Source organism: Stenotrophomonas sp. KH_052 (genome assembly GCF_057838755.1).
Window position 1 is genome coordinate 19,020 of the sequence record NZ_CM174475.1, and the last position, 25,795, is coordinate 44,814.

At 67.1% G+C, this 25,795-nt stretch carries 23 protein-coding genes; 12 read left to right on the top strand and 11 right to left on the bottom strand.

Going from position 1 to position 25,795, the window contains the following annotated elements:
* Positions 1–166: 166 nt before the first annotated feature.
* On the bottom strand, positions 167–1,369 hold the full coding sequence (locus AC3ITW_RS00090; protein WP_065724218.1) for an amino acid aminotransferase: 1,203 nt from the start codon (positions 1,367–1,369) through the stop codon (positions 167–169).
* Positions 1,370–1,540: 171 nt separating this feature from the next.
* On the opposite strand from AC3ITW_RS00090, the gene AC3ITW_RS00095 reads away from it, so the two are divergent.
* Positions 1,541–3,634 (top strand): TonB-dependent receptor family protein, encoded by a 2,094-nt coding sequence (locus AC3ITW_RS00095; protein WP_489389941.1) that lies wholly within the window; start codon positions 1,541–1,543, stop codon positions 3,632–3,634.
* Between the two features lie 85 nt (positions 3,635–3,719).
* Here the strand turns inward: AC3ITW_RS00095 and AC3ITW_RS00100 are convergent, their stop codons facing one another.
* Positions 3,720–4,064, bottom strand: coding sequence for a hypothetical protein (locus AC3ITW_RS00100; RefSeq protein WP_012509612.1), 345 nt, complete (start codon positions 4,062–4,064; stop codon positions 3,720–3,722).
* Positions 4,065–4,211: 147 nt separating this feature from the next.
* On the opposite strand from AC3ITW_RS00100, the gene AC3ITW_RS00105 reads away from it, so the two are divergent.
* The 3 genes from AC3ITW_RS00105 to ligD all read left to right on the top strand — a co-directional run bounded on the left by AC3ITW_RS00105 (position 4,212) and on the right by ligD (position 8,172).
* The gene (locus AC3ITW_RS00105; RefSeq protein WP_004132921.1) at positions 4,212–4,610 is read left to right on the top strand and encodes a hypothetical protein; all 399 of its coding nucleotides are present in this window, start codon (positions 4,212–4,214) and stop codon (positions 4,608–4,610) included.
* Positions 4,611–4,764: 154 nt separating this feature from the next.
* On the top strand, positions 4,765–5,670 hold the full coding sequence (ku, locus tag AC3ITW_RS00110; RefSeq protein WP_004132923.1) for a non-homologous end joining protein Ku: 906 nt from the start codon (positions 4,765–4,767) through the stop codon (positions 5,668–5,670).
* A 3-nt stretch (positions 5,671–5,673) separates the two neighbouring features.
* Positions 5,674–8,172, top strand: a complete 2,499-nt coding sequence (ligD, locus tag AC3ITW_RS00115; protein ID WP_489389942.1) for a DNA ligase D — start codon at positions 5,674–5,676, stop codon at positions 8,170–8,172.
* Between the two features lie 71 nt (positions 8,173–8,243).
* Here ligD and AC3ITW_RS00120 read toward each other — a convergent pair whose 3' ends face one another.
* The 4 genes from AC3ITW_RS00120 to AC3ITW_RS00135 all read right to left on the bottom strand — a co-directional run bounded on the left by AC3ITW_RS00120 (position 8,244) and on the right by AC3ITW_RS00135 (position 11,262).
* A complete protein-coding gene (locus AC3ITW_RS00120) occupies positions 8,244–8,636 on the bottom strand; it encodes a hypothetical protein (protein WP_004132929.1) in 393 nt (130 codons plus the stop codon).
* Between the two features lie 157 nt (positions 8,637–8,793).
* Positions 8,794–9,822: an alcohol dehydrogenase AdhP gene (adhP, locus tag AC3ITW_RS00125; RefSeq protein ID WP_100435637.1), complete on the bottom strand. Its 1,029-nt coding sequence runs from the start codon at positions 9,820–9,822 to the stop codon at positions 8,794–8,796.
* A gap of 95 nt (positions 9,823–9,917) precedes the next feature.
* Entirely contained in the window at positions 9,918–10,556 is a 639-nt protein-coding gene (gene eda, locus AC3ITW_RS00130; RefSeq protein ID WP_004132971.1) for a bifunctional 4-hydroxy-2-oxoglutarate aldolase/2-dehydro-3-deoxy-phosphogluconate aldolase, read from the bottom strand.
* Between the two features lie 115 nt (positions 10,557–10,671).
* The gene (locus AC3ITW_RS00135) at positions 10,672–11,262 is read right to left on the bottom strand and encodes a cysteine dioxygenase family protein (protein ID WP_050767025.1); all 591 of its coding nucleotides are present in this window, start codon (positions 11,260–11,262) and stop codon (positions 10,672–10,674) included.
* Between the two features lie 239 nt (positions 11,263–11,501).
* On the opposite strand from AC3ITW_RS00135, the gene AC3ITW_RS00140 reads away from it, so the two are divergent.
* Positions 11,502–12,557, top strand: a complete 1,056-nt coding sequence (locus AC3ITW_RS00140; RefSeq protein WP_004133012.1) for a LacI family DNA-binding transcriptional regulator — start codon at positions 11,502–11,504, stop codon at positions 12,555–12,557.
* Positions 12,558–12,655: 98 nt separating this feature from the next.
* Here AC3ITW_RS00140 and phhA read toward each other — a convergent pair whose 3' ends face one another.
* Positions 12,656–13,549 (bottom strand): phenylalanine 4-monooxygenase, encoded by an 894-nt coding sequence (gene phhA, locus AC3ITW_RS00145; protein ID WP_100435636.1) that lies wholly within the window; start codon positions 13,547–13,549, stop codon positions 12,656–12,658.
* 125 nt (positions 13,550–13,674) lie between these two features.
* On the opposite strand from phhA, the gene AC3ITW_RS00150 reads away from it, so the two are divergent.
* Positions 13,675–14,160, top strand: coding sequence for an Lrp/AsnC family transcriptional regulator (locus AC3ITW_RS00150; protein WP_100435635.1), 486 nt, complete (start codon positions 13,675–13,677; stop codon positions 14,158–14,160).
* Between the two features lie 147 nt (positions 14,161–14,307).
* The gene (locus AC3ITW_RS00155) at positions 14,308–15,051 is read left to right on the top strand and encodes a hypothetical protein (protein ID WP_100435634.1); all 744 of its coding nucleotides are present in this window, start codon (positions 14,308–14,310) and stop codon (positions 15,049–15,051) included.
* A gap of 46 nt (positions 15,052–15,097) precedes the next feature.
* Here the strand turns inward: AC3ITW_RS00155 and AC3ITW_RS00160 are convergent, their stop codons facing one another.
* On the bottom strand, positions 15,098–16,090 hold the full coding sequence (locus AC3ITW_RS00160; RefSeq protein ID WP_012509619.1) for a patatin-like phospholipase family protein: 993 nt from the start codon (positions 16,088–16,090) through the stop codon (positions 15,098–15,100).
* 140 nt (positions 16,091–16,230) lie between these two features.
* On the bottom strand, positions 16,231–17,247 hold the full coding sequence (locus tag AC3ITW_RS00165) for a TIGR00266 family protein (protein ID WP_065724014.1): 1,017 nt from the start codon (positions 17,245–17,247) through the stop codon (positions 16,231–16,233).
* A 159-nt stretch (positions 17,248–17,406) separates the two neighbouring features.
* Between AC3ITW_RS00165 and AC3ITW_RS00170 the strand changes: the two genes are divergently transcribed.
* Positions 17,407–19,680: a TonB-dependent receptor gene (locus AC3ITW_RS00170; RefSeq protein WP_012509621.1), complete on the top strand. Its 2,274-nt coding sequence runs from the start codon at positions 17,407–17,409 to the stop codon at positions 19,678–19,680.
* Positions 19,681–19,792: 112 nt separating this feature from the next.
* Here the strand turns inward: AC3ITW_RS00170 and AC3ITW_RS00175 are convergent, their stop codons facing one another.
* Complete coding sequence (locus tag AC3ITW_RS00175; protein WP_489389943.1) at positions 19,793–20,632, bottom strand: acid phosphatase; 840 nt, start codon at positions 20,630–20,632, stop codon at positions 19,793–19,795.
* Positions 20,633–20,894: 262 nt separating this feature from the next.
* Between AC3ITW_RS00175 and AC3ITW_RS00180 the strand changes: the two genes are divergently transcribed.
* Both AC3ITW_RS00180 and AC3ITW_RS00185 read left to right on the top strand, forming a co-directional pair.
* Entirely contained in the window at positions 20,895–21,773 is an 879-nt protein-coding gene (locus tag AC3ITW_RS00180; protein ID WP_489389944.1) for a hypothetical protein, read from the top strand.
* A gap of 11 nt (positions 21,774–21,784) precedes the next feature.
* On the top strand, positions 21,785–22,987 hold the full coding sequence (locus AC3ITW_RS00185) for a DUF4785 domain-containing protein (RefSeq protein WP_489389945.1): 1,203 nt from the start codon (positions 21,785–21,787) through the stop codon (positions 22,985–22,987).
* A 301-nt stretch (positions 22,988–23,288) separates the two neighbouring features.
* On the opposite strand, the gene AC3ITW_RS00190 is transcribed toward AC3ITW_RS00185, so the two are convergent.
* Entirely contained in the window at positions 23,289–24,140 is an 852-nt protein-coding gene (locus AC3ITW_RS00190) for an ABC transporter ATP-binding protein (RefSeq protein WP_012509624.1), read from the bottom strand.
* A 121-nt stretch (positions 24,141–24,261) separates the two neighbouring features.
* Between AC3ITW_RS00190 and AC3ITW_RS00195 the strand changes: the two genes are divergently transcribed.
* Both AC3ITW_RS00195 and AC3ITW_RS00200 read left to right on the top strand, forming a co-directional pair.
* The gene (locus AC3ITW_RS00195; RefSeq protein ID WP_485617576.1) at positions 24,262–25,464 is read left to right on the top strand and encodes a DesA family fatty acid desaturase; all 1,203 of its coding nucleotides are present in this window, start codon (positions 24,262–24,264) and stop codon (positions 25,462–25,464) included.
* Complete coding sequence (locus AC3ITW_RS00200; protein ID WP_004133313.1) at positions 25,461–25,793, top strand: EF-hand domain-containing protein; 333 nt, start codon at positions 25,461–25,463, stop codon at positions 25,791–25,793. Before AC3ITW_RS00195 ends, AC3ITW_RS00200 begins: the two co-directional genes overlap by 4 nt.
* Positions 25,794–25,795 lie beyond the last annotated feature (2 nt).

A 25,795-nucleotide genomic window follows, 5' to 3' on the forward strand; every position in this document is an offset into this window, starting at 1 on the left:
CGTCCATGTAAGCTCGATGGCGCCATCCATGGCGCCAACGGTCCTGCATCGCCTCCCCCTCCCGCGCGCTTCAGGGTTCGCCGCGAGCGCGGTGGGATGGCAAGAGCAAGAGCAAAAACAAAGGCGCCTTTCGGCGCCTTTGTCTTCAAGCTACTGGAGCGTTGTTTCAGCTCTTGGCGACGGTGGCCACGGCCTTGGCGACGTATTCCAGGTTGTTCTGGTTCAGCGCGGCCACGCAGATGCGGCCGGTGCCGACGGCGTAGATGCCGAACTCGTCGCGCAGGCGCTCGACCTGCTCACGGCTCAGGCCGGAGTAGGAGAACATGCCGGCCTGTTCGTTGATGAAGGCGAACTGCGGGGCACCGGCAGCGGCCAGCTTCTCGACCAGGCCCTGGCGCAGTGCGTGGATGCGCTCGCGCATCTCGGTCAGCTCCTGCTCCCACATCGCGCGCAGTTCCGGGTTGGTCAGCACGCCTGCCACCAGCGCGGCACCATGGGTGGACGGGCTGGAGTAGATGGTGCGGATCACGCGCTTGACCTGCGACTGCACGGCCTTGGCGTCAGCAGCGGTCGGCGCCACCATCGACAGCGCACCCACGCGCTCGCCGTACAGCGAGAACGACTTGGAGTACGAGTTGGCGACGATGAAGCTGTCGATGCCGGCTTCGGCGATGATGCGCACGGCGGCGCCGTCCTGCTCGATGCCCTTGTCGAAGCCCTGGTAGGCCATGTCGATGAAGGGGAACAGTTGCTTGTCCTTCAGCAGCTGCGCGACCTGCTTCCACTGCGTGACCGTGAGGTCGGCGCCGGTGGGGTTGTGGCAGCAGGCGTGCAGCAGCACCACGGTGCCGGCTTCCAGCTTGCCGAGGTCGGCCAGCAGGCCATCGAAGTTGACGCCATGGGTGGTCGGGTCGAAGTAGGTGTAATCCACCACCTCGAAGCCGGCGGCGCTGAACACCGCTCGGTGGTTTTCCCAGCTCGGGTTGCTCAGTGCAACGGTGGCGTGCGGCAGCAGCTTCTTCAGCACATCGGCGCCGACACGCAGCGCACCGCTGCCACCGACGGTCTGTGCGGTGGTGACGCGGCCGGCGGCCAGCAGCGGCGAGTCCTTGCCGAACACCAGCTCACGCGTTGCCTGCGTGTACGCCGGCAGGCCATCGATCGGCAGGTAGCCGCGCGGTTTGGCCTCGTTGGCGAGCTGCTGCTCGATCTGCTTGACGGCGCGCAACAGCGGAATGCGGCCGCTCTCGTCGTAGTAGATGCCCACACCCAGGTTGACCTTGGTCGGGCGGCTGTCGGCGTTGTACGCCTCGGTCAGGCCCAGGATCGGGTCGCCTGGGACCAGTTCCACGTTTGCAAAGAAGGACACGGCGGTACTCGTTCGGTAGACGGAAAGGGGGAGGAATTGCGCCACGCGGTCTGCGGCTTTTCGGCCGGAAACAGCCCATCGTAACAAAGCCTGCCGGGGCTGGCCGCCGCCATCGTCATCCGCAGCCCCGTACCATGGCGTGCGTTGCCGCCCGATCCATCAACCTGAATCATGAATCCCGCCGCACGACGCCACTGCCTGCCGTTGTCCGCCCTGCTGCTGTCGCCACTGGCGGCCATGGCCGAGCCTGCGCCCATCGCCCTGCCCGCCGTGCAGGTGCAGGCGGCGCGGGTGCCGGGCATCGACCCGTTCGCGCTGCCGGCCAGCCAGGACACGGTCTGGATCGACGCCGGCCGGGCCGGCAACAGCGTGCAGTTGTCCGAGGCACTGGCCGGGGTGCCGGGACTGCTGGCGCGCGATCGGCAGAACTTCGCCCAGGACACGCAGCTGTCGGTCCGTGGCTTTGGCGCGCGCTCGACCTTCGGTGTGCGCGGCGTGCGGGTGTTGATCGACGGGGTGCCCGCGACCATGCCCGATGGCCAGGGCCAGCTGTCGCATGCCAGCCTGCTGGGTGCCGAACGCATCGAGGTGCTGCGCGGGCCGTTCTCGGCGCTGTACGGCAACTCCTCCGGCGGCGTGCTGCAGGTGTGGAGCGCGCAGGGCCAGGCCGGCGACCCGTGGCGGTTGCGCCTCAACGCAGGTGCCGACAACACGCTCAGCGTCGGCGCGCAGCTGAAGGGAGCCAGCCACGGGCTGGACTACAACATCGCCGCCAATCACTTCCGCACCGATGGCTGGCGCGAACACAGCCGCGCGCGCCGCGAATCGCTCACTGCGCGCATCGGCGGCGATCTGGGCGGTGGGCGACTGGAGCTGCTACTCAACGCGCTGGATGCGCCGGACGCACAGGATCCACTGGGCCTGACCCGCGCGCAGGTCGCTGCGGATCCACGCCAGGCCACGGCGGTGGCGCACCAGTACAACACCCGCAAATCGGTGCGCCAGCAGCAGGCGGGTCTGCGCTGGACCCGCGAAACTGACACCCAGCGCTGGCAACTGATGGGCTATGCCGGCCAGCGCGCGGTGCGCCAGTACCTGCCGATTCCGCCGGCAGCCCAGACCAACAGCCCGCTGCATGCCGGCGGGGTGATCGATCTGGAGGGCGGCTACGGCGGACTGGACGCGCGCTGGGGCTGGCACGGCGACCTCGCCGGTCGACCGCTGGATCTGGTGGCCGGGCTCAGCGCCGACCGCCAGCGTCAGCACCGTACTGGCTACGAGAACTTCATCGGCAGCACCCTGGGCGCGCGTGGGCGCCTGCGCCGAGACCAGATCGACACCGTGCAGAACGTCGACCAGTTCGCCCAGGCCTGGTGGCAGTGGAGCCCGCGCTGGTCGCTGCTGGCCGGCCTGCGCCACAGCGCAGTGCGTTTCGAGTCCGATGACCGCTACATCACCGGGCGCAATCCGGACGACAGCGGCCGCCGCCACTACCAGGCAACCACGCCGGTGGCAGGCGTCAGCTTCGAAGCCAGCCCGCAGTGGCGGCTGCACGCCGCCGTGGGCCGGGGCTTCGAGACGCCTACCTTCAATGAGCTGGGTTATCGCGCCGACGCCCAGGCGGGATTGGCGCTGGATCTGGCGGCTGCGCGCAGCCGCAATCTGGAGCTCGGCAGCAAGTGGCACGCACAGGATGGAACCCAGCTCGATGTCAGCCTGTTCCGTGCAGATACCGACGATGAGCTGGCCGTTGCCAGCAATATCGGAGGACGCAGCACCTATCGCAACATCGGCCGCACCCGTCGCCAGGGCGTGGAGCTGCAGTACCGACAGCCGTTGGCCGAACAGCTGGAACTGCAGCTGGCCTGGACCTGGCTGCAGGCGCAGGTGCGCTCGCCGTACCTGACCTCGAACAACGTGGTCGCCGCCGGCAGCCGTCTGCCTGGTGTGCCACGCCAGCAGGCCTTCGCCCGCCTGCAGTGGAGCCCCGCCGACTGGCAGTGGGCGCTGGAGGCGTCCGCCAGCAGCGATACCGTGGTCAATGACGTGGCTACGGCGCGCGCGCCCGGTTTCGCTCTGCTGCACCTGGAGGGTGGACGCCGCTGGACCCTGCCGGGCGGCGAGCTGCGTGCCTTCGCGCGGTTGGAGAACGTGCTGGACCAGGCCTACATTGGCTCGGTGATCGTCAATGACGGCAATGGCCGCTTCTACGAGCCGGGACCGGGACGACGGGCCAGCCTCGGGCTGCAGTGGTCGTGGCGCTGACGCCGTTCCCACGGTAGCGCCGGGCCATGCCCGGTGGATCCCGCGCTGCGCTATGCGCTCGCCGGGCATGGCCCGGCGCTACCCGTCAGTCGGGGGCCTTGGCCGGTACGAACGGCGAGGTCGGGTCGCTGGCCGGGAAGGTCTCCTCCAGCGCCTCGTCCTGGTTGTCGCTGGCATGCTGCTTGCGCTCGCGGCGTTTCAGCGGGCTTTCCTGGCCCCCACGATGGCGGTCGCCGCCATCCTTGCGGTCCAGCGCGGCCTGTTCAGACTCGTGCTTCACCGGCAGATGCTCGCCACCATGCTCGGCGTCAAAGAACGGTGCGCCGGTGCCGCGGTAGTCGGCGTTGTCGGCATCGCGCTTACCGCGCTGCTCGCCGGGAATGGGCGGGTGGTTTTCCCGCAGCGGGTCACGGGAGGTCTCTCGGCTCATGGTCTGGCTACCTGCGCTCGGGGGCTCCCACTACACCGCTCGCAAGGTAAAGCCGCCGCGAACCTGGCGTCATGAACATCTCGCTCACCCCCCGGTAACGGGACCGCGCGTATTCCTGCCCACCCGCCCCCGCTGCAGGAGCCGGCCATGCCCCGTCTTGAACGACCCGCACCGTCCGTGTTCAACGCCCTGCTCGATCCGCTCGGCCAGCGCACAGCTCAGCGCCGCACGCGTCGCCACGAGGACCCGCAGGCGGTGGCGCAGGACTACCTGCAGTACATGCTGAGCGATTACGAAGAGCGCCGTGGCCAGAGCCATCGCAATTGGCGTGACCTCTGCCCGGTCTACGCCTTTGCGCTGACCACGCATGCCGCCGACTGGCCGCGCGGTGACGCCGCCGATACCTGCGAGGAGCTGGCCGAGCACTGGGAACAGATGCGTGGGCACTCGCGCTTGAGCTGGTCGCAGGCGCGGCCGGTGGTGGAAGATGCGTGGCGCGCACTGGACCATATCCCGGCGGCAGCGGTGAGGCCGTTGCTGCAGTAGCGCTGGGGTTCTGCGTACAGGCTCAGGTGTGCTGTGGTTGCCGGCCAGCGGCCGGCACTACCGTGTTCCGTAGAACCCACGTGCACGGCACGGACACGGCTGGTTTACGCCCTCCGGCCCACTCTGGGCACCCTGCCCCGCCAAAGGTGCACCCATGGCTCGCCCGATCTGGACCGGCACGCTGTCGTTTGGCCTGCTCAACGTGCCGGTGTCTCTGATGTCCGGCGAACGCAAAGTCGATCTGCAGTTCCGCATGCTCGACTCCCGTGACCGCAAGCCGATCCGCTTCGAGCGGGTCAACGCCGATACCGGCGAGGAGGTGCCGTGGAAGGACATCGTCAAAGCCTACGAGTACGACAAGGGCAGCTACGTCGTGCTGGAGGAAGGCGATATCCGTTCGGCCGCGCCGGAAAGCCACGAAGCGGTGGAAGTGGAATCGTTCGTGGACGCGGCGCAGATCGACCCGCGTTACTACGAGAAACCGTATCTGCTGGTACCCGGAAAGAAGGCCGAAAAGGGCTACGTGCTGCTGCGCGAGACATTGCGCAGTACCGGCAAGGTGGGCATCGCGCGGGTGGTGGTGCGCACGCGCGAATACCTGTGCGCGGTGATGCCGCATGAGGACGCGCTGGTGCTGATGATCCTGCGCTATCCGCAGGAGCTGGTGGATCCCGAGGACTACAAGCTGCCCACCGGAAAACTGTCCGACTACCGCATCACCAGCAAGGAAACAGCGATGGCCGAACAGCTGATCGAGTCAATGGCCGGTGACTGGGATCCTTCGCAGTATCACGATGAGTTCCGCGAGCGTCTGCAGCTGGTATTGAACAAGCGCATCAAATCCAAGGGCGGCACTACCCGGGTGGAAGACGAGCCCTCACCGCGTGAAGATGCCACCACCAATGTGGTGGATTTCATGGCGTTGCTGCAGAAGAGCCTGGACGCCAATAAGCGCACGCCCGCGAAGAAGACGGCAACGCGCAAGGCACCGGCGAAGAAGGCTGCGAAGAAGGCCGCCAAAAAGGCCGTAAAGAAGACCACCCGGCGCAAGGCAGGTTGAGCCATGTCGCTGCACCAGTACCGGCGCAAGCGCAGACTGGGTGGTGGCGCCGGACAGACGCCGGAGCCTGACGACACGCCCGCACGCGGCGATCCGAAGCGGCGGCCGACCTTCGTCATCCAGCTGCATCACGCAAGCTCGCGTCACTATGACTTCCGCCTGGAAATGGACGGCGTACTGAAGAGCTGGGCCGTGCCCAAGGGACCTTCGCTGCGCGTCGGTGAGAAGCGGCTGGCCGTGGAGGTGGAAGATCACCCGTTGTCCTACGCCGGTTTCGAAGGAGACATTCCTGAAGGCCACTATGGCGCTGGCCACGTGGATGTCTTCGATCACGGCACCTGGGCCTGTGAAGGTGATCCACTGCAGGCGCTGGCGGCTGGAAAGATCGACTTCGTGCTGCACGGGCAACGCCTGGCCGGTGGCTGGAAGCTGGTGCGTACGGCAATGAAAGGGCGTCAGGTGCAGTGGCTGCTGATCAAGCGCGACGATGGCGAAGCGCGCGACGCCGAGGCGGATGACCTGCTGACGGCACCGATGCCGAAACGAGCGCCTGCGGCGAAGAAGCGTTCCGTAGAGAAGGCGACGCGTGCTGCAGCTGCCGCACGCACGACCACACGCACGACCACACGCAAGGCTGATGCGCGCTGGCATGCGCGCGCGCTGAAACTGGACGGTGCACGCGATACGCCCTATCCACGCGCGTTCAAACCGCAGTTGACCGATCATCGCGACAGCGCGCCGGACGGCGCGCGCTGGCTGCACGAGATCAAGTGGGATGGTTATCGCCTGCTGGCCGATCTGCACGATGGCGAGGTGAAGCTCCGCTCCCGCAACGGCCTGGATTGGACTGATGATTTTCCCGAGCTGGTACAGGCCGTGCTGGCACTGCCGGTGCGTGATGCGCGGCTTGACGGCGAACTGGTGGTGCTGGATCCGGATGGACGCAGCGACTTCGCAGCGCTGCAGCGGGTGATCGACGGTAGTTCGAAGCAACCGCTGCGCTACATCGTGTTCGATCTTCCGGGGGTGGCCGGCGTGGACATCAGTCGTGTGCCGTTGCTGGAACGCAAGGCGCTGCTGAAGGATCTGATCGGGCCGGCGCCCGGCACTCTGGCCTTCAGCGAACACGTGATCGACCATGGACCGCAGGTGTTCGACGCCAGCGGTGGGGCCGGCTTCGAAGGCATCGTCAGCAAGCAGGTGGATGCGCCGTATGTGAACACCCGCGCGCGCAGCTGGGTCAAAGTGAAGCACGAAGACACCGACGAGTTCGTGATTGTCGGCCACACGGCACCCAAGGGTTCCCGGGTGGGATTTGGTTCGCTGCTTCTGGCCACGCCGGACAAGGCTGGCCTGCGCTATGTGGGCCGCGTTGGCACCGGCTTCGACGACGATAGCCTGCGCGCGCTGCTCAAGGCACTGCAGCCGTTGGCAGTGAATGCACCGGTGCTGCAGCTGCCAGCGCATGTGCCGTTCCGTGCCGCCAGCGTGCGCTGGGTGAAACCGGTGACGGTGGCGGAGGTGGCATTCCGTGGCTGGGGCAAGGAAGGCCTGCTGCGCCAGGCCAGTTTCAAGCGCCTGCGCAGCGACAAGCAGAAAGAGGATCTGGGTATGAGCACAGCCGATACCGAAGCCGGAGGCGAGGTCCAGATCACTCATCCAGAGCGGGTGGTGTTTCCAAAGGAGAAGCTGAGCAAGGGCGACGTGGCCGACTACTACCAGCGCGTGGCGCGTTGGATCCTGCCCGAACTTGCCGGACGTCCGCTGTCACTGCTCCGGTGCCCGGACGGCGTGGGCAGGGCCTGCTTCTTCCAGAAGCACCACGGTCCCGGCCTGGGCGATGCCGTGCACGCGGTTCCGCTGCAACAGAAGAGCGGCCGCGAGGATTATGTCTATATCGACGATGCACGGGGCCTGTTGCAGCTGGTGCAGATGAACACCCTGGAGCTGCATCCTTGGGGCGCGACCGTGATCGATCCAGAGCATCCGGATCGCCTGGTGTTCGATCTCGATCCCGGCGAAGGCGTCAGCTGGGCACAGGTGAAAGCCGGTGCACGCGATGTGCGTGACCGCCTGCAGCAGGTGGGCCTGAAGAGCTTCGTACGCCTGTCCGGTGGCAAGGGCGTGCACGTGGTGGTGCCGATGCAGCCCAAGGCAGGCTGGGACGAGGCGAAGGCGTTCTGCGAGGCGTTCGCGCAGGCAATGGCGCTGGAGCAGCCTGATCGCTACGTGGCGACGATGAGCAAGGCAAAGCGCAATGGCGTCATCTTCATCGACTGGCTGCGCAATACGCGGGGGGCCACCAGCGTCTGTTCGTGGTCGCTGCGCGCGCGCGATGGTGCGGGCGTGGCGGTGCCGCTGCGCTGGGAAGAGCTGGCCCGGGTGAGCGCGGCTGACGCGTTTCCGATGGCCAAGGCGCTGGCGCGTGCCAAGCGGCTGAAGGGTGACCCATGGCAGGGCATTGAACGGTTGAAGCAGACGCTGCCGTCGCTGAAGCGGTAGTGCCGGCCGCTGGCCGGCACCTGTAGCATGGCCGAGGTTGCCGGCCAGCGGCCGGCACTACCTGGATGCGCTCAGCGCGGATCGCGCGACGCGCGGCGACCGAACCACCAGCCGGCCAGCAGCTGCAGCGGCAGTGACGCCAGCAGCGAAATGACGAACCACAACGGGAAATCCGCACCGGCCGTCCACACTGCGTAACCACAGCCCAGCGCGATCAGTGACCAGATCGAAAAACCATGCGAACGCGGCCAGCACGGTGCGTAGTAGGTGGCGAAGGAAATGCCGGCGACGCCGCCGAGCACGCTGAAGGCCAGGTCCCACCCCAGTTGCACGCTGTTATCGCCCGGCGACAGGCCCACCAGCGGGGGCAGCCAGCTGGCGACGCTGCTGACCAGCGCAAGCGACAGCACGCCGCCGATCAGGGCGACGATGGACAGGAACAGGGTTTTGAGCAGGCCGGGCATGCGCGCATTGTACGGCTGCGCGAAGCAGTCAGGCCGTCGGGTTGCAACAGGTCAGAGCCCATCCGTCAGGGACGGATGGGATCCGACCCGATGGATAGGCATGGCCGCCGCGTCCGTGGGAGAGGGGGACGGAGCGACGACGGCCATGCACAGACGGTCAGGCGGCGAAGTCGAGCACTACGCGGCCTTCGATGGTGCCCGCGTGCATGCGCGCGAACACGTCGTTGATGTTCTCCAGGCGGTCGGTGCTGACCGTGGCCGCGACCTTGCCTTCGGCGGCGAACTGCAGCGATTCCTGCAGGTCCAGCCGGGTGCCGACGATCGAGCCACGCACGGTGATGCCGTTGAGCACCATGCCGAAGATGTCCAGTGGGAAATTGCCGGGTGGCAGGCCATTGAGCGAGACGGTGCCGCCACGGCGGACCATGCCCAGTGCCTGCTCGAACGCCTTCGGCGAAACCGCGGTGACCAGCGCACCGTGCGCGCCACCGATTTCCTTCTTCAGGAAGGCGGCGGGGTCGGTGGTGAGCGCGTTGACAGTGATCTGCGCGCCGAGCTGCCGGGCCAATGCCAGCTTGCCGTCGTCCACATCCACCGCAGCCACGTTCAGGCCCATCGCGCGGGCGTACTGCACCGCCATGTGGCCGAGGCCGCCGATGCCGGAAATCACCACCCAGTCCCCGGGCTTGGTATCGGTGACTTTCAGGCCCTTGTAGACGGTCACGCCGGCGCACAGCACCGGCGCGATCTCGACGAAGCCCACGTCCTTCGGAAGCAGGCCGACATAGTTGGCATCGGCCAGTGCGTACTCGGCGAAGCCGCCGTTGACCGAGTAACCGGTGTTGCGCTGTGTCTCGCACAGCGTTTCCCAGCCACCCAGGCAGTGTTCGCAATGGCCACACGCCGAGTACAACCAGGGGATGCCGACCCTGTCGCCTTCCTTGACGTGCCCTACCCCGCCTCCCACGGCCACGACGTGCCCCACGCCCTCGTGGCCGGGGATGAACGGCGGGTTCGGTTTCACCGGCCAGTCGCCCTCGGCGGCGTGCAGGTCGGTGTGGCAGACGCCACAGGCCTCGATCTTGACCAGTACCTCGCCCGCCCCCGGGCGCGGTACCGAGACTTCCTCGATCACCAGTGGCTTGCCGAACTCACGCACGACGGCGGCCTTCATGGTCGAATTCATGTTCGGATCTCCGTAGTGCGCTTGCCCACAGAATGACGCCGGCTCGAGGCCGGCGCTTTGATCACGATCAAACCTTTGACGATTCGTGCAGCGGTTCAGCCGGCCAGTACCGAGGCCTCGCGGGCCAGACGCTCGATCGCATCCCAGTCGCGGGTCTGCAGCAGCGCCGGGGTGGTCAGCCACGAGCCGCCCACGCACAGCACGTTGGGCAGGTGCAGGAACTGCGGCGCGGTCTGCGTGCTGATGCCGCCGGTCGGGCAGAAGCGCACATCGGCGAACGGACCGTGCCAGGCCGCCAGCAGTGCGGCGCCACCGGCCTGCACCGCCGGGAAGAACTTGAAGGTGTCCTGGCCGTGCTCCAGGCCCAGGATCAGGTCCGAGGCGGTGGCGGCACCGGGCAGGTACGGCAGGTCGGCATCGCGCGCGGCCGCATACAGCGCCGGCGTGGCACCGGGGGAAACGGCAAAACGCGCACCGGCCTGCTTTGCCGCCTGCATTTGTGCGGCGTTGAGCACGGTGCCGGCGCCGATCACGGCATCGGGCACGGCCTCGACCATGGCCTTGATCGCATCCAGTGCCTGCGGCGTGCGCAGCGTTACTTCGATCACCGGCAGGCCGCCGCGGAACAGCGCCTGGGCCACTTCGACCGCTTCATTCACGTCTTCGGGGGTGTACACCGGAATCACCGGTGCCAGCTTCAACAGCGCGCGCAGGCGCGGATCAGCGCTGGACATCGTCTTGCTCCTTGCCCGACCGGGCATCGCGGATCGCTGCCGGGCCCGGCAGCGCAGCGGCGCATGATGCCACGTGGACCACCAGGACGCTGGCGGTGCCCTGCCCCGGCGTGACTCAGGCCGGGTCGGCCTGCAATGCCTGGATGCGTCGCTGGTACCAGTCACCGCCCAGCGGATCGAACACCGCGGCGCGCTCCATCGGTGCCTCATACACATGCACCGAGATCGCCAGGGCCGCGTCGCTGGCGTTGCGCAGGGTATGGTACTCGTGCGGCGGAATCAGGCTGCCGGCACTGCCGCAGCCCCCGCGCAGCGCGGCATGGCGACGGAAGCGGCAGCGCTCACCGTTGCGCTCCAGCAGTTCATAGCGGGTGATCTCCAGTTCGCCCAACCACACTCCCTCCACACACCACATGGCATCGTGGTCGTGCAGCGGCGTGCCCTGCCCTGGGCCCCAGCTCATGGCAATCACGCTGTAGCCGTGTTCGCGGCTGTGGTAGAGCGGGCGTCGCGCGTAATGATCACCGACCGGACGGTGCACGCACTCGGGAAGTTCGATGCGGCTGTCTGCGATGGCGTCCTGCAGTGCCAACTGCAGGTCGGCGGTGATGCGCCCGGCATCACCGGAGGTCATCGCCGCGTCGACGGCGGCGATCAACCGATCGCGACCACGGAACGGCGGAAACGGAGAAGTCTGCAGGTCCATGCCCCGACTGTAGCGGAGCATGGTTAAAGGAATGTTGGCGTTCGCGCGCGTCGCGCCCGCATTCATGGTGAACACGCGCGGAAGAACGGTTCAGATGCGAACGAAGTAGAGCGATCACAATGGAACCCCGCGCAGCGGAGCGTGTCGAATGCGACTCACTCCGAGCGAACTGCGACATTCCGCAACTTCGCGCCCCACGGGCGCAAGGCTAGAATTCTCCGACTTACCTGGTTCTATACATGTCAGTGCGAATTATTAGCGATGCCGCGTTGCCGGCATCGAAGGGCAAGGCTGCCACGATCAACGACATCGCACGACTGTCGGGAGTTTCCAAGAAAACGGTTTCAAGAATCATCAACAACTCGCCGCTGGTGCGCAAAGACACCCGCGACAAGGTCGAGGCGTTGATGCGCGAGGTCGGTTACGTGCCCGACCCGCTGGCGCGCGGGCTCGCGTTCCGCCGCTCCTTCCTGATCGGCCTGGTGTATGACGACCCGGGCGCCCAATGCATCGTCGACCTGCAGCAGGGCGCACTGGAAGCGCTGCGCGGCACCGGCTATGAGCTGGTGGTGCATCCCTGCGACAGCCAGTCCGCGGACTGCGCGCAGGGCGTGCGGCGCTTCGTGCAGCAGCAGAAACTGCATGGCGTGATCCTTGGCCCGCGCGCCTCCGAGTCGGTGGCGCTGACTGGAATGCTCGACGAGATCGAATGCCGCTACATCCGCATCAACGCGCATGCCTCGGACGACGAAGCACAGGCGGTGGTCACCCACGATCGCGACGGTGCAGCCGCGGCTGCGGGCTACCTGCTCTCGCTCGGCCACCGCGACATCGCGGTGATTACCGGTCCGGGCGACCGCCGTACCGCACGCGAGCGCACCCATGGCTTCCTCGACCGGTTGGCCCAGGTGGGCCTGACCCTGCCGGGTGAGCGCGTGCTGGAAGCAGGCGATACGTTCGAGTCGGGCGTGCATGCCGCCGAGCGCCTGCTGATGGGCGAAGGACGGCCCAGTGCGATCTTCGCCGGCAACGATGAAATGGCGGCCGGCGTGTACCAGGTGGCGTTGCGTGCGGGCATCGCTGTGCCGCAGCAGTTGTCGATCGTCAGCTACGACGACAGCCCGCTGGCGTCGCGGTTGTGGCCGCCGCTGACCTCGGTGCGCCGCCACGTCTCCGACATCGGCCGCATGGCCGCCGCGATGCTGGTGCAGACCGACGTACCGGAGGCGCCGACTGCGGCCAGCGTGCATCCGCAGCTGATGGTGCGTGGTTCCTGCCGGGCTGTGGAAGGCTGACTGCCCTGCCTTCGCCTGCACCGCTGCGGCAGTGCAGGCAGGCTTCAACGAAAACGGCGCACCGGAGTGCGCCGTTTTCATTGGCAGATTGCGCGTGCTTACACGTCGCCGCCGTCGGCCCAGCCTTCGCCGGTGCCGGCCTGGAACACGCGGTCATCGCCCTGCACATCGCCCGCCGGCAGATGCGACTGATCGGCCAGCGCCGCGTAGATCGGGGTGAAGTCCGGCGAGGTCGCCTGCATCAGCTGTTCGAAACTGTCGATGACGAAGTAGGTCTTCTGGAAGGTGTCGATGCGGTACTTGGTACGCATGATCCGCTGCAGGTCGAAGCCGATGCGGTTGGGCGCGGCCGATTCTAGCGAGTACAGCGATTCGCCCTTCGACGACACGATGCCGGCGCCGTAGATGCGCAGGCCGTCGGGCGTATCGATCAGGCCGAACTCCACCGTGTACCAGTACAGGCGGGTCAGGTTCTGCAGCGCGTCCGGGCCGATCGCGTGTGCTTTGACGCCGCCACGGCCGTACGCCTCCATGTAATTGGCGAACACCGGATTCATCAGCAGCGGCACGTGGCCGAACAGGTCGTGGAACAGGTCCGGTTCGGCGATGTAGTCGATCTGGTCCGGACGACGGATCCACCAGGTCACCGGGAAACGACGGTTGGCCAGGTGGTCGAAGAAATCCAGTTCCGGCAACAGGCCTTCGACACCCACCAGCGTCCAGCCGGTGGCGGCACCGAGCACTTCATTGAGTTGATCGAAGCGCGGAATCATGTGCGCGCTCATGCCCATCTCGTCCTGCGCATCCAGGAATTCCTGGCAGGCACGGCCGACCAGCAGCTCGCGCTGGCGCTGGTACAGCGTGCTCCAGGTGGCGTGGTCGTCGGCGGTATAGGTGTCCCACGGCTGCTCGACGAGCGCGGTGGTATACACCGGCACGTAGCCCTTGTCGGTCTGCTGGTGTTCGACGCGGCGGGGCTGGGCGAGGTCCATGGGGCACTCCTTGACGGGATACCCACGATGCTAGGGCAGGGCGCGCGCAACAGGGTTGCAAAAGTTGCGCCGATTGGCCTTGTTGGCGCAATATCCTTGCGTACTCACCATGTTGCGGGGCAACAATGGCCGGAGAAGTCCAGTTCGATCGCACGGATATACGTCTGCTGGCTGAAATCCAGCGGGATGGACGCGCCACCAACGCCGAGCTGGCAACACGGGTGAACCTCTCGCCCTCGGCCTGCCTGCGGCGCCTGCAGCGGCTGGAAAGCGAGGGCGTGATCGTCGGCTATGGCGCGCGGCTGGAGCCACGGCAGCTGCGGCTGGGCCTGCAGGCCTTCGTGCGCGTGCAGCTGGAAAAGCACGACCAGGCCGCGATCGGCCACTTCGTCGACAGCGTGCAGGCCTGGGATGAAGTAGTGGCCTGCCATGCACTGACCGGCGACATGGACTACCTGCTGCACGTCTACGTGCGCGACCTGGAGCACTTCTCGCGCTTCCTGCTGGACCGGCTGCTCAATGCCGGCGGCGTTGCCGATGCCAATTCCAGCTTCGTGCTGCGCACGGTAAAGGGTTTCCAGGCGTTGCCGTTGTCGCAGCTGGAGTCGTGATCATCTGGCGGATGTGGGAGAGCGTGACTTGCTTTGCATCCTGGATGACACGAGGCATTTTCCTACGATGAGACGGATTAACCTCTGACAGAGTGACGCAATCGGCCTTCCTAGAATCACTGGACAACCCTGTCCGGAGAGATCGACATGAAAGTCTGCCTTGCTCCTGTCATTGCCCTGCTTGCTGCTGCCCTGATGCCGGCCGCTGCAGGAGCTTCCCCCCAGACCGCCGACGCCCAACCTTTGGCGTTGAGTTGCGGCGCCACCGAATTCGTCGGCATGACCAGCAACTCGTCAACGCTGGCCAAGCGCCAATGCAACGGTGGCTATGTCTATGGGATCGGTGTTTCAGTCAACGAAGCCGTGGAGAATCTCAACGGCTTCATGGCAGTGCTGCAGGCCGGCGTGAGCTGCAGTGCGAATGCCAGCAGCATCGTCAGTGGTGCTTACGGCAAAGGTGTTTTCGCCCAGTTCGTCTGCAACGGCTGGCCGATAGCCGGTGTAGGCAACTCACCCACCACTGCGGCGCGCAACTCGCTGGCCATCGCTACGGAAATGGCGGCCACGGGTACCCATTGCGCCGCGCCACTGAATGGTTCGTACTATCCAGAAGCCTGGGGATTCCGTTTCCGCTACGACTGCGGCAACACACAGACCCTGAAGAGCTGGTCCATCGCTGGGCTCGGCGCCAGCGTCGATGACGCCAACGTCATCGCCATGCGCCTGATGCGCTATACGACAGCTGCGGGCCAGAGCTGCGACTTCGAGAGGGCTGAAATCAATGGCGTCATTCTGAAGGCCACGCTGGTCTGCAATGGCTCATACATCCAGGGCTACGGCAGTTCGGTCACCGCCGCGGCCAACGATGCACTGGCCCAGATCGGTGCCTGATCTGTTGTGAGGCCATCGAGGGCGACCCGCTTCGTGCGGGTCGCCTTCAGCACTTGTCCTTGCGGCCCATCAGCTTGCCCAGGCGCGAGGCTTCCTCGCACTTCGGCGCGGCCACCGGTGCCGGTGCGGCCGCCGCGGCGCGTGCGCGCTGCAGCTGCTGGATCTTCGCGCGGATCTGCGGCATGGCTGCCATCGCGGCCTTTTCGCCTTCCAGGATCGCGGTGCCACGCTGGCTGAAATCGGCGGCACCGATGTCCAGTACCTTCGGGCGGATGACGATGTCGGCGCGCGCCAGTTCCTGCTCGCCCAGCCGCTGGCCCATGATCGAGATGGACTGGTTGACGATGCCCAGCATGTCCGTCGGCGCCTTGCCGCTGGCTTTGCTGGAGATGTCCACGGCAATCACGAAGTCGGCGCCTAGCTGGCGCGCGGCGTCCACCGGCACCGGACTGACCACGCCGCCATCGATGTAGTTGCGGCCACCGATCTTCACCGGTTCGAACACACCGGGGATGCTGCTCGACGCGCGTACCGCCTGGCCGACGTTGCCGCGCACGAAGATCGCGCGCTCACCGGTTTCCAGCTGGGTGGCGACGGCGGCGAACGGCTTCTTCAGGCGCTCGGCCGAACGGTTGGCCACCTGTTCGTTGACGTAGTCCTGCAGCTTCTGGCCCTGCACCAGACCACCGGAGAACAGGCGCACGTCGCGGATGCTGGCTTCGTCCAGCGCCACCGCCTTGCTCTGCATCTGGAACGCGTCCATGCCGCTGGCGTACAGCGCGCCAACCACGCTGCCGGCGCTGGTGCCGGACACCACGGCCGGTTCGAAGCCGTTGGCCTCCAGCATCTTGATCACGCCGATGTGGGCAAAGCCCTTGGCTGCGCCACCACCGAGCGCGATACCGATCTTCACCGGCTTGGCCTGCGGCACCACGGTTGGTGCCGGCGGCGGTGTGGGGCGGACCGGATCGCCACCGCAGCCGGCCAGCAGGCCGACCAGGGCGACGGACAGCAGCATGCGGGGGCGGAACAGGCTCATCGGCAGTGCGCTCGCGGCGCCGGATTCAGGAAAGGGCGCCAGCATACCGAAGCCGTGGCGGGCCGGGCAGGGTGGGGGAATTCCCTATTCATAGAACACCACGGGTAGCGCCGGGCCATGCCCGGCGAGCGCAGCGGTGGTCAGAACCGGTTGTCGCCGTCCAGCATCCGGCCCAGGCCGCCCAGCACCGAGCCTTCGCCGCGGTTCTGGCCACCGCCCTGCGGCGCGGCCATCCACATGCGGCCGGCCAGACGCGAGAACGGCAGCGACTGCAGCCAGACCTTGCCCGGACCGGTCAGCGTGGCCAGGAACACGCCTTCGCCGCCGAACAGCATGCTCTTGATGCCGGCCACCCGGCGCACGTCCATGTCCACGGTCGGGTGGTAGGCCACCACGCAGCCGGTATCCACATCCAGGCGCTCGCCGGCTGCCAGCTCGCGCTCGACCACGCAGCCACCGGCGTGGATGAACACCCAGCCGTCGCCCTCGAGCTTCTGCATGATGAAGCCCTCGCCGCCGAACAGGCCGGTCATGATCTTGCGCTGGAACTGCACGCCGATCTGCACGCCGCGTGCGCCGGCCAGGAAGCTGTCCTTCTGGCAGATCAGGCGGCCGCCATGCTGGTCCAGCTTCATTGCCAGCACGGTGCCGGGGTAGGGCGCGGCGAAGGCGACCTTGCCCTTGCCGTGGCCGCTCTGGGTGTAGACGGTGGCGAACAGGCTCTCGCCGGTCAGCACGCGCTTGCCGGCGGCCATCACCTTGCCCATCAAGCCGCCGCCCTGGTCGCCGGTGGCGGCACCGAATACGGTGTCCATCTGCACCGTTGCGTCCTTGAACATCAGTGCGCCGGCCTCGGCAATGGCGCTCTCGCCGGGATCAAGCTCGATCTCCACGAACTGCATTTCATGGCCGACGATGCGGAACTCGATGTCGTCGGCGCGGCCGCTGGCCGTGGCGGGGACCGGCGGAGGGGTGTTCGGCATGCCCGGGGCCGCGGACTGCAGTTCGGGCACCTCGGCAATCGAGGTCCACCCGCTCATGCCCTGGCACCAGGCCAGGGCGCGCGGGTTGGCCTGCGCATAACGGCGCGCGGCCTCGTCATCAAGCGGGCCGATACGCTCGGCCTGGGCGGAGGCATGGAAGTACCACTGGGTCATCGCGGCGGCTCTGCAGGGCTGGAAAACCCCGAGTCTAGCGAGGGCGCGGGGGCCGGGGCGACGCGGCCATGAACGGCCGGCATTTGCGGGGCAGGTGCTGTATTGCAACAATTATCTGGTAGCGCCGTTTTACCACCCCTCCAAACACAGCCTACCGCCATGTCTCCGACCCGCACTTCCCGTGGCCGCCTTCCGGTCGCGCGCCCCCTCGTTGCCGCTCTTTCCGCCCTGTTGCCGCTGGTAGCAGCCGCCCAGGAAACTCCCGCCGCCAAGGATCCGGTTGCCCTCGACGCCCTGCAGGTGACCGCGCAGCGCCGTGTCGAGAACGCCAAGGACGTGCCGGTTGCGATCAGCGCGATCCAGGGCGAGAAGCTCGATGTGCTGGGTTCGGCGGGCGACGACATCCGCTTCCTGGCCGCGCGCGTGCCCAGCCTCAACATCGAGTCGTCCTACGGCCGTGCCTTCCCGCGCTTCTACATCCGTGGCCTTGGCAACACCGATTTCGACCTCAATGCGTCGCAGCCGGTGTCGCTGGTGTACGACGACGTGGTGCAGGAAAGCCCGCTGCTGAAGGGCTTCCCGCTGTTCGACCTGGCCAATGTGGAAGTGCTGCGCGGCCCGCAGGGCACGCTGTTCGGCCGCAACACTCCGGCCGGCGTGGTCAAGTTCGATTCGGCGCGCCCGTCGCAGGATGCCGACGGCTACGTGCGCGTGGGCTATGGCAGCTACAACAGCTGGAACGTTCAGGGCGCCTACGGCGGCCCATTGACCGATCGCTGGTCGGCGCGCGTGTCGGCCATCTACCAGCGCCGTGACGACTGGGTCGACAACACCCGTGCCGGCGCGCCCAACAGCGGTTTCGAAGGCTATGACGAAGCCGCCGGCCGCGTGCAGTTCCTGTACGAAGGCGACGACTTCGAAGCGCTGTTCAACCTGCACAAGCGCAAGCTCAACGGCACCGCTCGCCTGTTCCGCGCCAACATCATCGAAAAGGGTGGCAATTCGCTGGTCGAGAACTTCGACCGCGACAAGGTCGCCAACGACGGCGTCAACTTCTCCGACCTGAAGACCTGGGGCGGCAGCGCACGCCTGCAGTGGAACCTCGGTTCGGTGACCCTGCATTCGATCACCGGTTATGAAACCGCCGAATCGCTCAATCGTGGTGACATCGACGGTGGCTACGGCGACGCATCGCTGGGCGCTGGCAACTATGGGCCGGGCTTCATCCCGTTCTCATCGGAGTCGGCCGACGGCCTGCCGCACCATCGCCAGTGGACCCAGGAGTTCCGCGTCGAATCCAACGAATGGGGCCGCTTCGACTGGCAGGCCGGCGTCTTCTATTTCGACGAAGACGTGACCATCAACAACTTCAACTACAACTCGCTGAAGCCGGGCAACCCGCAGACCGGCCACGTGGTGCAGAACCAGCGCAACAAGGCCTGGGCGGTGTTTGCCTCGGGTGACTTCGATGTCACCGACCGTTTCAAGCTGCGTGCCGGCGTGCGCTACACCCAGGACAAGAAGGACTTCAACGCCAGCGTGCTGCAGGCCGTCCTTCCGTTCGGCACCCCGGTCAGTGGCCCGTACCTGGCCAACACCGACGTCAACGACGTCAGCTGGGATGTCAGCGGCGTGTACAAGCTGACCGACAACGTGAATGCCTACGCCCGCGTGGCCAAGGGCTTCCGCGCGCCGTCGATCCAGGGCCGCCTGGCCTTCGCGCCGGGCCTGTCGCAGGCCGATTCGGAGAAGGTGATCTCGTATGAGGCCGGCATCAAGGCCGACCTGTTCGAGCGCCGCGCGCGCCTGGGCCTGAGCGTCTTCCGCTACAACGTTGACGGCCAGCAGTTGATCGCCGTGGGCGGCACCAACAACACCGCCACCCTGCTCAACGCCGACAAGACCATCGGCCAGGGCGTGGAGCTGGACCTGGAAGCCTATCTGGCCGACAACGTGCTGCTGACCTTCGGCAGCAGCTACAACGACACCGAGATCAAGGACAAGGATCTGGCGGTAGCGATCTGCGGCGGTGGCTGCACCATCAACGACCCGACCACCGTCATCAACGGTGGCACCTACGCACTGGTCAACGGCAACCCGCTGCCGCAGGCGCCGAAGTGGATCCACAACGCGACCCTGCGCGTCGGCTTCCCGCTCAGCGATGGCAGCGAGCTGTATGCCTACACCGATTGGGCCTACCGCAGCGCGGTGAACTTCTTCATCTACGAGTCGCCGGAATTCCGCGGCCGTAGTTCGCTGGAAGGCGGCCTGCGCCTGGGCTACAACTGGGATTACGGTCAGTACGATGTGGCGGTGTTCGGCCGCAACCTGACCAACCAGACCCGCGTGGTCGGCGCGATCGACTTCAACAACCTGACCGGCTTCCTCAACGAGCCGCGTACCTGGGGCGTGGAGTTCACCGCGAAGTTCTGACGCGGTTGATGGCGTGATGCAATGAAGAAGGGCCGGCGCAATGCCGGCCCTTCTGTTTCACACCCACCGGTAGTGCCGGCCGCTGGCCGGCAACAATTGAACCGCCAGGCGCTTACAGCGCGCTCTGCGGGCGCACCTTCAGCACCGCGTTCTCGGTGGCGCAGTTGTGGCTGGAATGCAGGCCGGCCTTGCGCGCGGCAGCAATCTCCTTGCGTGCGGCCAGCAGGTCCTTGTTGAACGCGGCGTTGTCGTGCAGGCGGGCCACGGCGGCGGCACCCATGAAGCGGCCTTCGAGGATGTCGCTCTGCCAGTGCACGTTGCACACCAGGCGGCTCTCGCCGTAGTTGCGGCCGCGCGCCTGGATGGCATCGGCGCGGTCCGGTGCGATCTCCGACAGAATCAGGGCCCAGGCCCAGCCGATCGAGGTGTGGCCGGACGGGTACGAGCCGTTCTTGCGCAGGCCTTCTTCGTCCTTCGGCGCGCAGGTCGGTTCACCGTTGACCATGAACGGGCGCGGGCGCTGGTAGTGGTTCTTGGCGGCCTTGGTGGCGGCGCTGGCGTCGATCCGGCTGCGCTCCAGCAGGCGGTACAGCGCCGGGGTCTTCACCGCATCGACGTCGATGTCGGCGGCGCAGGAGAAGTGGTTGGCGCCTTCCGGGAAGCCGAGTTCCGCATCGACACCGGCCTGGGCGAAGCGCGGGCTGCCACGCAGCGCGCGGGCTTCACGGCTGACCTGTTCGTCGAGGGCGAGGGCGGCCGAACCGGCCACCGGCGGCGCCGGCACCAGGTCGAGGCTGCCCGGTACCGCGCTCTTGTCCAGATAGCCCACCGCCTTGGTGGTGATGTTGGCTTCGACGGCAGTCGGCTTGGCGGCGGTGGCGGCACAACCAGCCAGGGCCGCAACGACGGCGAGGCCGAGCAGCGGGCGGGCAGGGTGGGAAATCAGCGACATGGATGGGCTCCGGAGAAAAAACATCGCGCCATGATCGCAGCCCGTATACGACACCGCAGTGGCCATCGGTCATACGGCCAGACCCGGCATGGTCATCCCGGCGATATGAAAAGCGTCATCGAGTGACGTCAGTCTCCTGAATCCGGGCGCAGCGCACGGACTTTCACGCGGCCGCGCCGCGAGCATCGGCACAACGGCAAGCATCAGGGGCCGTCCAGTTCCAGCCGGGTCGGGGGGATCCGTTGACAGAGGGAGAGAAGCGATGCGTAGCACCGCAACAGGAAGTACCGTCCTGGCCCTGCTCCTCGGGCTGGCAGCCGCGCCGGCACAGGCTGCCGACGTGGTCGGCGTGGCCTTCGTGCATGGCACCGGCGCACAGACCAACGCCACCCAGGACTACTGGCAGCCGGCGATCATCGACACCGTGCGCCAGGGCCTGCCGAACAGCAGCAACTACGTCGTCATCAACTGCGACTTCACCCAGTACATGTGGAAGCCGGAAGCCGCCGGCTGCCTGGCCAACCAGCTGACCGGCTTCATCGACAGCCGTGGCATCACCCAGCTGGTGGTGATCACCCACTCCAACGGCGGCAACGTGATGCGCTGGATCCTGTCCAACCCGACCTATGACAGCCGCTATCCGAAGATCATCCGCACGGTGCGCAAGGTCAACGCGCTGGCGCCGTCTTCGGCCGGCACGCCGCTGGCCGATGCGGTGCTCAACGGCAACACCTTCGAAACCTCGCTCGGCTGGTTGCTGGGCTACAAGAACGACGCGGTGCGCCAGCAGCAGGTGGCGAGCATGGCCACCTACAACGCGCTGAACCTGTACGGCACCGCCGGCCGTCCCGCCCTGCCCAAGCCGTTCCGCGCGGTGGTCGGCAGCGACGTGGAGTCGGCGGTGTGGGACAGCAACAGCTACTGCGGTGGCTATGCCGCCAACGTCGGCCTGGAGTTCACCCAGAACTGGCTGTCCTCCTGCTCCGATGGCTTCCTGGAGTGCAGCAGCCAGAAGGCTGCCGGCACTACCTGGTTCACCGACAAGGCGCGTACCCAGGGGGCAGAGCCGCTCAGCCACAACCAGAGCCGCCGCGAGTGCTTCGGCCTCGGCACCCTGCTGCGCAACGACCTGACCCAGTGAGGGAGACGACCATGACGATCCATTCCACCTTGCTGGCCAGCGCTGTGCTGGCAGTGCTGTCCCTGTCCACAGCGCACGCCGCGCAGCCGCTGCAGGCCGCCCGTGCGGGCGATCAGGTGCCCGTCGCCCTAGTGGCCGCGCCGCTTCCCGCCGATGAGAGCGAACACGCGCCACTGGCCTTTGCCTGGGCGCTGGACCCGGCACAGCCGCTGCAGGCGGCCACGCCGTATGCCTCTGTCAGTCGCAGCTACTGGCAGCAGGTTGATGGCACGCAGCTGCAACGCGGCCTGGACCTGCCACTGACGGCGCCCGATGCGGTGATCCAGCTGAGCCCGGCCGCAGGTGCCCGCGCGCTGCCGGCCAACACTTTGCAGGTGCGCGACCCGGCCGGCCGCAGCAGCGTGGCGCGCAGTGTCGATGCGCGCGCGCTGCAGGATGCCGGCATGCCGGTGAGCGATGGCAGCAGCATGCTGCGTACCGGCGCGACCAGTGCAGTCGGTGCGTACACGCTGCAGAGCGCGCAGGCCCAAGGCCGCTACGTGGTGCAGGTGCTGGAGCCGAACAGCCCGCTGCGCCTGGAGGTGCAGGCCAACCAGGCGCAGGTGCTGGCCGGCGGCAACGTGCAGCTGCAGGCACGCCTGCTGGAAGACGGCGCCACCACCGCGCAGCTGGCATCGCGTCGTGGTGGGCTGGGCGGTGAAGCCCTGCTGGTCGCACCGGATGGCCGCAGCTGGCCGCAGCGGTTGCTGCGCACCACCGATGGTGCGCTGCGCGCGCAGGTAAGTATCCCGGCCGATGTCGGAACCGTGCAGGGGCTGTGGGAATTGCAGGTGTTCGCCCAGGCCGACGGTGTGCTGCGCGATGGCAAGGTGGCCTTTGCGGTGGCACGGGCGACTGCCCGTTTCAGTGGCCAAGCCGCACCGGATCCGGCCAGCCGCCAGGTGGCGCTGCCGCTGCAGGTGGCCGCCGCCGGCCGCTATGAGGCGCGAGGCACGCTGTACGCCACGGCCCGCGATGGCCAGCTGAAGCCGGTGGCACAGGCACATGCGGCCGCGTGGTTCGATGGCCCGGGCGCAGGCCAGCTGGTGCTGCCGTTCGACCAGGCGGCGTTGCCGGCCGGATTCGGTGCGCCGTATGAACTGCGCGACCTGCAGCTGCAGGACCAGAGCCGGATGGCACCGATCGAGTCGCGCGCGCTGGCATTGCGGTTCTGAGCAAAGCGGTGGCGGGCCGGAACATCCGGCCCGCTGCACCGGCATGGCGACGGCATGGCATCACGACGGGAATGACACCACGACGGGGTAGAGTCGACTGTTAGTCGACTGCCTTTCGCCTGGCTCGCAAAGATCCCGCGCTGCGCGCGATAGTCGACTAACAGTCGACTCTACCGCCGTCGGTCTCCCAGGCCTGTCGGTCTCCCAGGCCTGTCGGTCTCCCAGACCTGTCGGTTTCCGAGGCCGCAGGTTTGCGAGCCCGCCGGTTTCCAAGCCCCTTGTTTCCCCCGAGGGCTCCGCCTCACCCCGCGTACGCGGTCAGCCGGCCTTCCTGCTCGACCACCGTAATCGCGCCGCCGAACACTGCCGACAACGGTTCGTTGCGCAGCAATTCGGCGCGGGTGCCATCGGCCAGTACGCGGCCATCGCGCAGCAGCACCACCCGCTCGATCTCGGGAATGATCTCTTCGATGTGGTGGGTCACCAGCACCAGGGTGATGCCCTGCTGCGCCAGTACCCGCATGGTGGCCACCAGCTGCTCGCGGGCGACCAGATCCAGGCCGGTGGAGGGTTCGTCCAGCAGCAGTGCCTGCGGCCGGTTGACCAGCGCGCGGGCGATCAGCACGCGGCGGGTCTCGCCGGCGGACAGCTCGGCGTAGGCACGCTCACGCAGCGACAGCGCGCCGGTCATTGCCAGCGTCTCGCCAACGCGCGCGCGCATGTCGGCGGTCACTTCGCGGAAGGCCGGCACCACGTAACTGGCGAAGAAGCCGGACAGCACCGCCTGTTCCACGGTCAGCCCGGGCATGTCGGACAGGTTGCTGCTGAGGTCGCCGGTGACGATGCCCAGCTGTGAGCGCAGCCGATCTACCTGCCAGCGGTTCTGGCCCAGCACCTTCACCGCCACCGTGCCGTCGCCCTGGGCCAGCGGGTACAGCTCGCGGGTGATCAGCTTGATGAAGGTGGACTTGCCGCAGCCATTGGGGCCGAGCAGGGCGGTGTGCTGGCCCTGTGCGATGCGCAGGCTGAGCCCGTGCAGCACCTTCACCTGGCCGCGCACCACGGTGGCGCGGTCCAGTTCGATCAACGGCGGCAGTTCCCCGGCGGACGGGGCAACGGTAACGGCGCAGGCGCGCGGATCAAGGCTCGACAACTCAGCTCCCCAACTGTGAACGGTGCCACGGAAGGCAGTGGAAATCGCCGCCGCAGGGATGCAGTTTGCAACGCAAGCGCCCATGATGTCTGCCATCGCCGCGTCGATCCGGAGAGCCGTCATGCCAGATGCCCTGATGTCACTGTTGACCGGTGGTGTGCTCGGCCTGGGCTGGTGGGCCATGCTGGCGGTGCTGCTGGTCTTCACCCAGATCACCATCTTCTCGGTGACCTTGTACCTGCACCGCAGCCAGGCTCATCGCGGGGTCGATTTCCACCCGGCGCTGGCCCATGTGTTCCGCTTCTGGCTGTGGCTGACCACCTCGATGATTACCCGCGAGTGGGTGGCCATCCACCGCAAGCACCATGCGAAGGTGGAAACCGAGGACGACCCGCACAGCCCGGTCACCCGTGGCATCGGCACGGTGTTCTGGCACGGCGTGGAGCTGTACCGCGAAGCCCGCGGCCAGCGCGCGGACATCGAGCAGTACGGGCGCGGCACCCCGGATGATGCGATCGAGCGCCGTCTGTATACCCCGCATGCCACGTTGGGGCCGGTGCTGCTGTTCGCGATCAACACGGTGTTGTTTGGCCTGCCGGGCGTGGCCCTGTGGGCGATCCAGATGGCGTGGATCCCGTTCTGGGCGGCCGGCGTGGTCAATGGCCTGGGCCACTGGTGGGGCTACCGCAACTACGAGTCGGCCGATACCTCCACCAACCTCACGCCGTGGGGGTTCTGGATCGGTGGCGAGGAGCTGCACAACAATCACCACGCCTTCCCCAGCTCGGCGCGCTTCGCGATGCGGCGCTGGGAGTTCGATATCGGCTGGAGTGCGATCCGCCTGCTGCAGGCGCTGCGCCTGGCCAAGGTGCTGCGGGTGGCGCCGGCCATGGACGTGCGCCCGAACATCGCGGTGCCCGATGCCGAAACCCTGAAGGCGCTGCTGTCGCACCGCTTCCAGGCGATGACCGATTACCAGCGCAATGTGTTCATGCCGGCTCTGCGCGAGGAAGCCGTGCAGGCTGGGGCCAAGCTGCGCCGCCTGCTGCCGCGCCGGCTGCGCCGTGGCCTGGTCAACGATGGCCGCTGGCTGAAGCCGGACAGTCGTGCCCAGCTCAGCGAATGGGTGGCGCAGCGCCCGCGCATCCGCACACTGGTCGAGTACCGCGGGCGCCTGGCCGCATTGCTGGAAGCCCGCGGCCACGATGCGGCCGAGCGGCTGCACCAGCTGCAGGCGTGGTGCCGCGAGGCCGAGGAAAGCGGTATCGCCGCGCTGCAGGCGTATGCCGCGCGATTGAAGGGCTACAGCCTGGTGGGCGCGTGAGGGCAGGGTACGGGGTTCTGCTTGCGGTGCTGCTGCCGGGCGTGGCGCTGGCCCAGGTCACCGACACAACCAGCTACCTGCAGCGGATGGACAGCGATGGCGACGGCCGGGTCAGCGAGTCCGAGTACGTGCAGTGGATGCTGTATGCCTTCGATCGCATGGACCGCAATGGCGATGGCGTGCTGAGCGCCGACGAACTGCCCGGCGGCAAGGGCAGGGTGATCACCCGTGAGCAGCAGCGGCAGGTGATCGTGCAGCGCTTCCACAAGCAGGATGCCAACGGTGATGGCTTCCTGGATGCGCGCGAGCTGTCGGCACCGCCGCGCTGAAG

Bases quoted from the DNA above. Each gene is read 5' to 3' on its own strand.
- AC3ITW_RS00095 (WP_489389941.1), top strand. From the start codon at position 1,541: ATGAATCCCGCCGCACGACGCCACTGCCTGCCGTTGTCCGCCCTGCTG.
- AC3ITW_RS00100 (WP_012509612.1), bottom strand. From the start codon at position 4,064: ATGAGCCGAGAGACCTCCCGTGACCCGCTGCGGGAAAACCACCCGCCC.
- AC3ITW_RS00105 (WP_004132921.1), top strand. From the start codon at position 4,212: ATGCCCCGTCTTGAACGACCCGCACCGTCCGTGTTCAACGCCCTGCTC.
- ku (WP_004132923.1), top strand. From the start codon at position 4,765: ATGGCTCGCCCGATCTGGACCGGCACGCTGTCGTTTGGCCTGCTCAAC.
- ligD (WP_489389942.1), top strand. From the start codon at position 5,674: ATGTCGCTGCACCAGTACCGGCGCAAGCGCAGACTGGGTGGTGGCGCC.
- AC3ITW_RS00120 (WP_004132929.1), bottom strand. From the start codon at position 8,636: ATGCCCGGCCTGCTCAAAACCCTGTTCCTGTCCATCGTCGCCCTGATC.
- adhP (WP_100435637.1), bottom strand. From the start codon at position 9,822: ATGAATTCGACCATGAAGGCCGCCGTCGTGCGTGAGTTCGGCAAGCCA.
- eda (WP_004132971.1), bottom strand. From the start codon at position 10,556: ATGTCCAGCGCTGATCCGCGCCTGCGCGCGCTGTTGAAGCTGGCACCG.
- AC3ITW_RS00135 (WP_050767025.1), bottom strand. From the start codon at position 11,262: ATGGACCTGCAGACTTCTCCGTTTCCGCCGTTCCGTGGTCGCGATCGG.
- AC3ITW_RS00140 (WP_004133012.1), top strand. From the start codon at position 11,502: ATGTCAGTGCGAATTATTAGCGATGCCGCGTTGCCGGCATCGAAGGGC.
- phhA (WP_100435636.1), bottom strand. From the start codon at position 13,549: ATGGACCTCGCCCAGCCCCGCCGCGTCGAACACCAGCAGACCGACAAG.
- AC3ITW_RS00150 (WP_100435635.1), top strand. From the start codon at position 13,675: ATGGCCGGAGAAGTCCAGTTCGATCGCACGGATATACGTCTGCTGGCT.
- AC3ITW_RS00155 (WP_100435634.1), top strand. From the start codon at position 14,308: ATGAAAGTCTGCCTTGCTCCTGTCATTGCCCTGCTTGCTGCTGCCCTG.
- AC3ITW_RS00160 (WP_012509619.1), bottom strand. From the start codon at position 16,090: ATGAGCCTGTTCCGCCCCCGCATGCTGCTGTCCGTCGCCCTGGTCGGC.
- AC3ITW_RS00165 (WP_065724014.1), bottom strand. From the start codon at position 17,247: ATGACCCAGTGGTACTTCCATGCCTCCGCCCAGGCCGAGCGTATCGGC.
- AC3ITW_RS00170 (WP_012509621.1), top strand. From the start codon at position 17,407: ATGTCTCCGACCCGCACTTCCCGTGGCCGCCTTCCGGTCGCGCGCCCC.
- AC3ITW_RS00175 (WP_489389943.1), bottom strand. From the start codon at position 20,632: ATGTCGCTGATTTCCCACCCTGCCCGCCCGCTGCTCGGCCTCGCCGTC.
- AC3ITW_RS00180 (WP_489389944.1), top strand. From the start codon at position 20,895: ATGCGTAGCACCGCAACAGGAAGTACCGTCCTGGCCCTGCTCCTCGGG.
- AC3ITW_RS00185 (WP_489389945.1), top strand. From the start codon at position 21,785: ATGACGATCCATTCCACCTTGCTGGCCAGCGCTGTGCTGGCAGTGCTG.
- AC3ITW_RS00195 (WP_485617576.1), top strand. From the start codon at position 24,262: ATGCCAGATGCCCTGATGTCACTGTTGACCGGTGGTGTGCTCGGCCTG.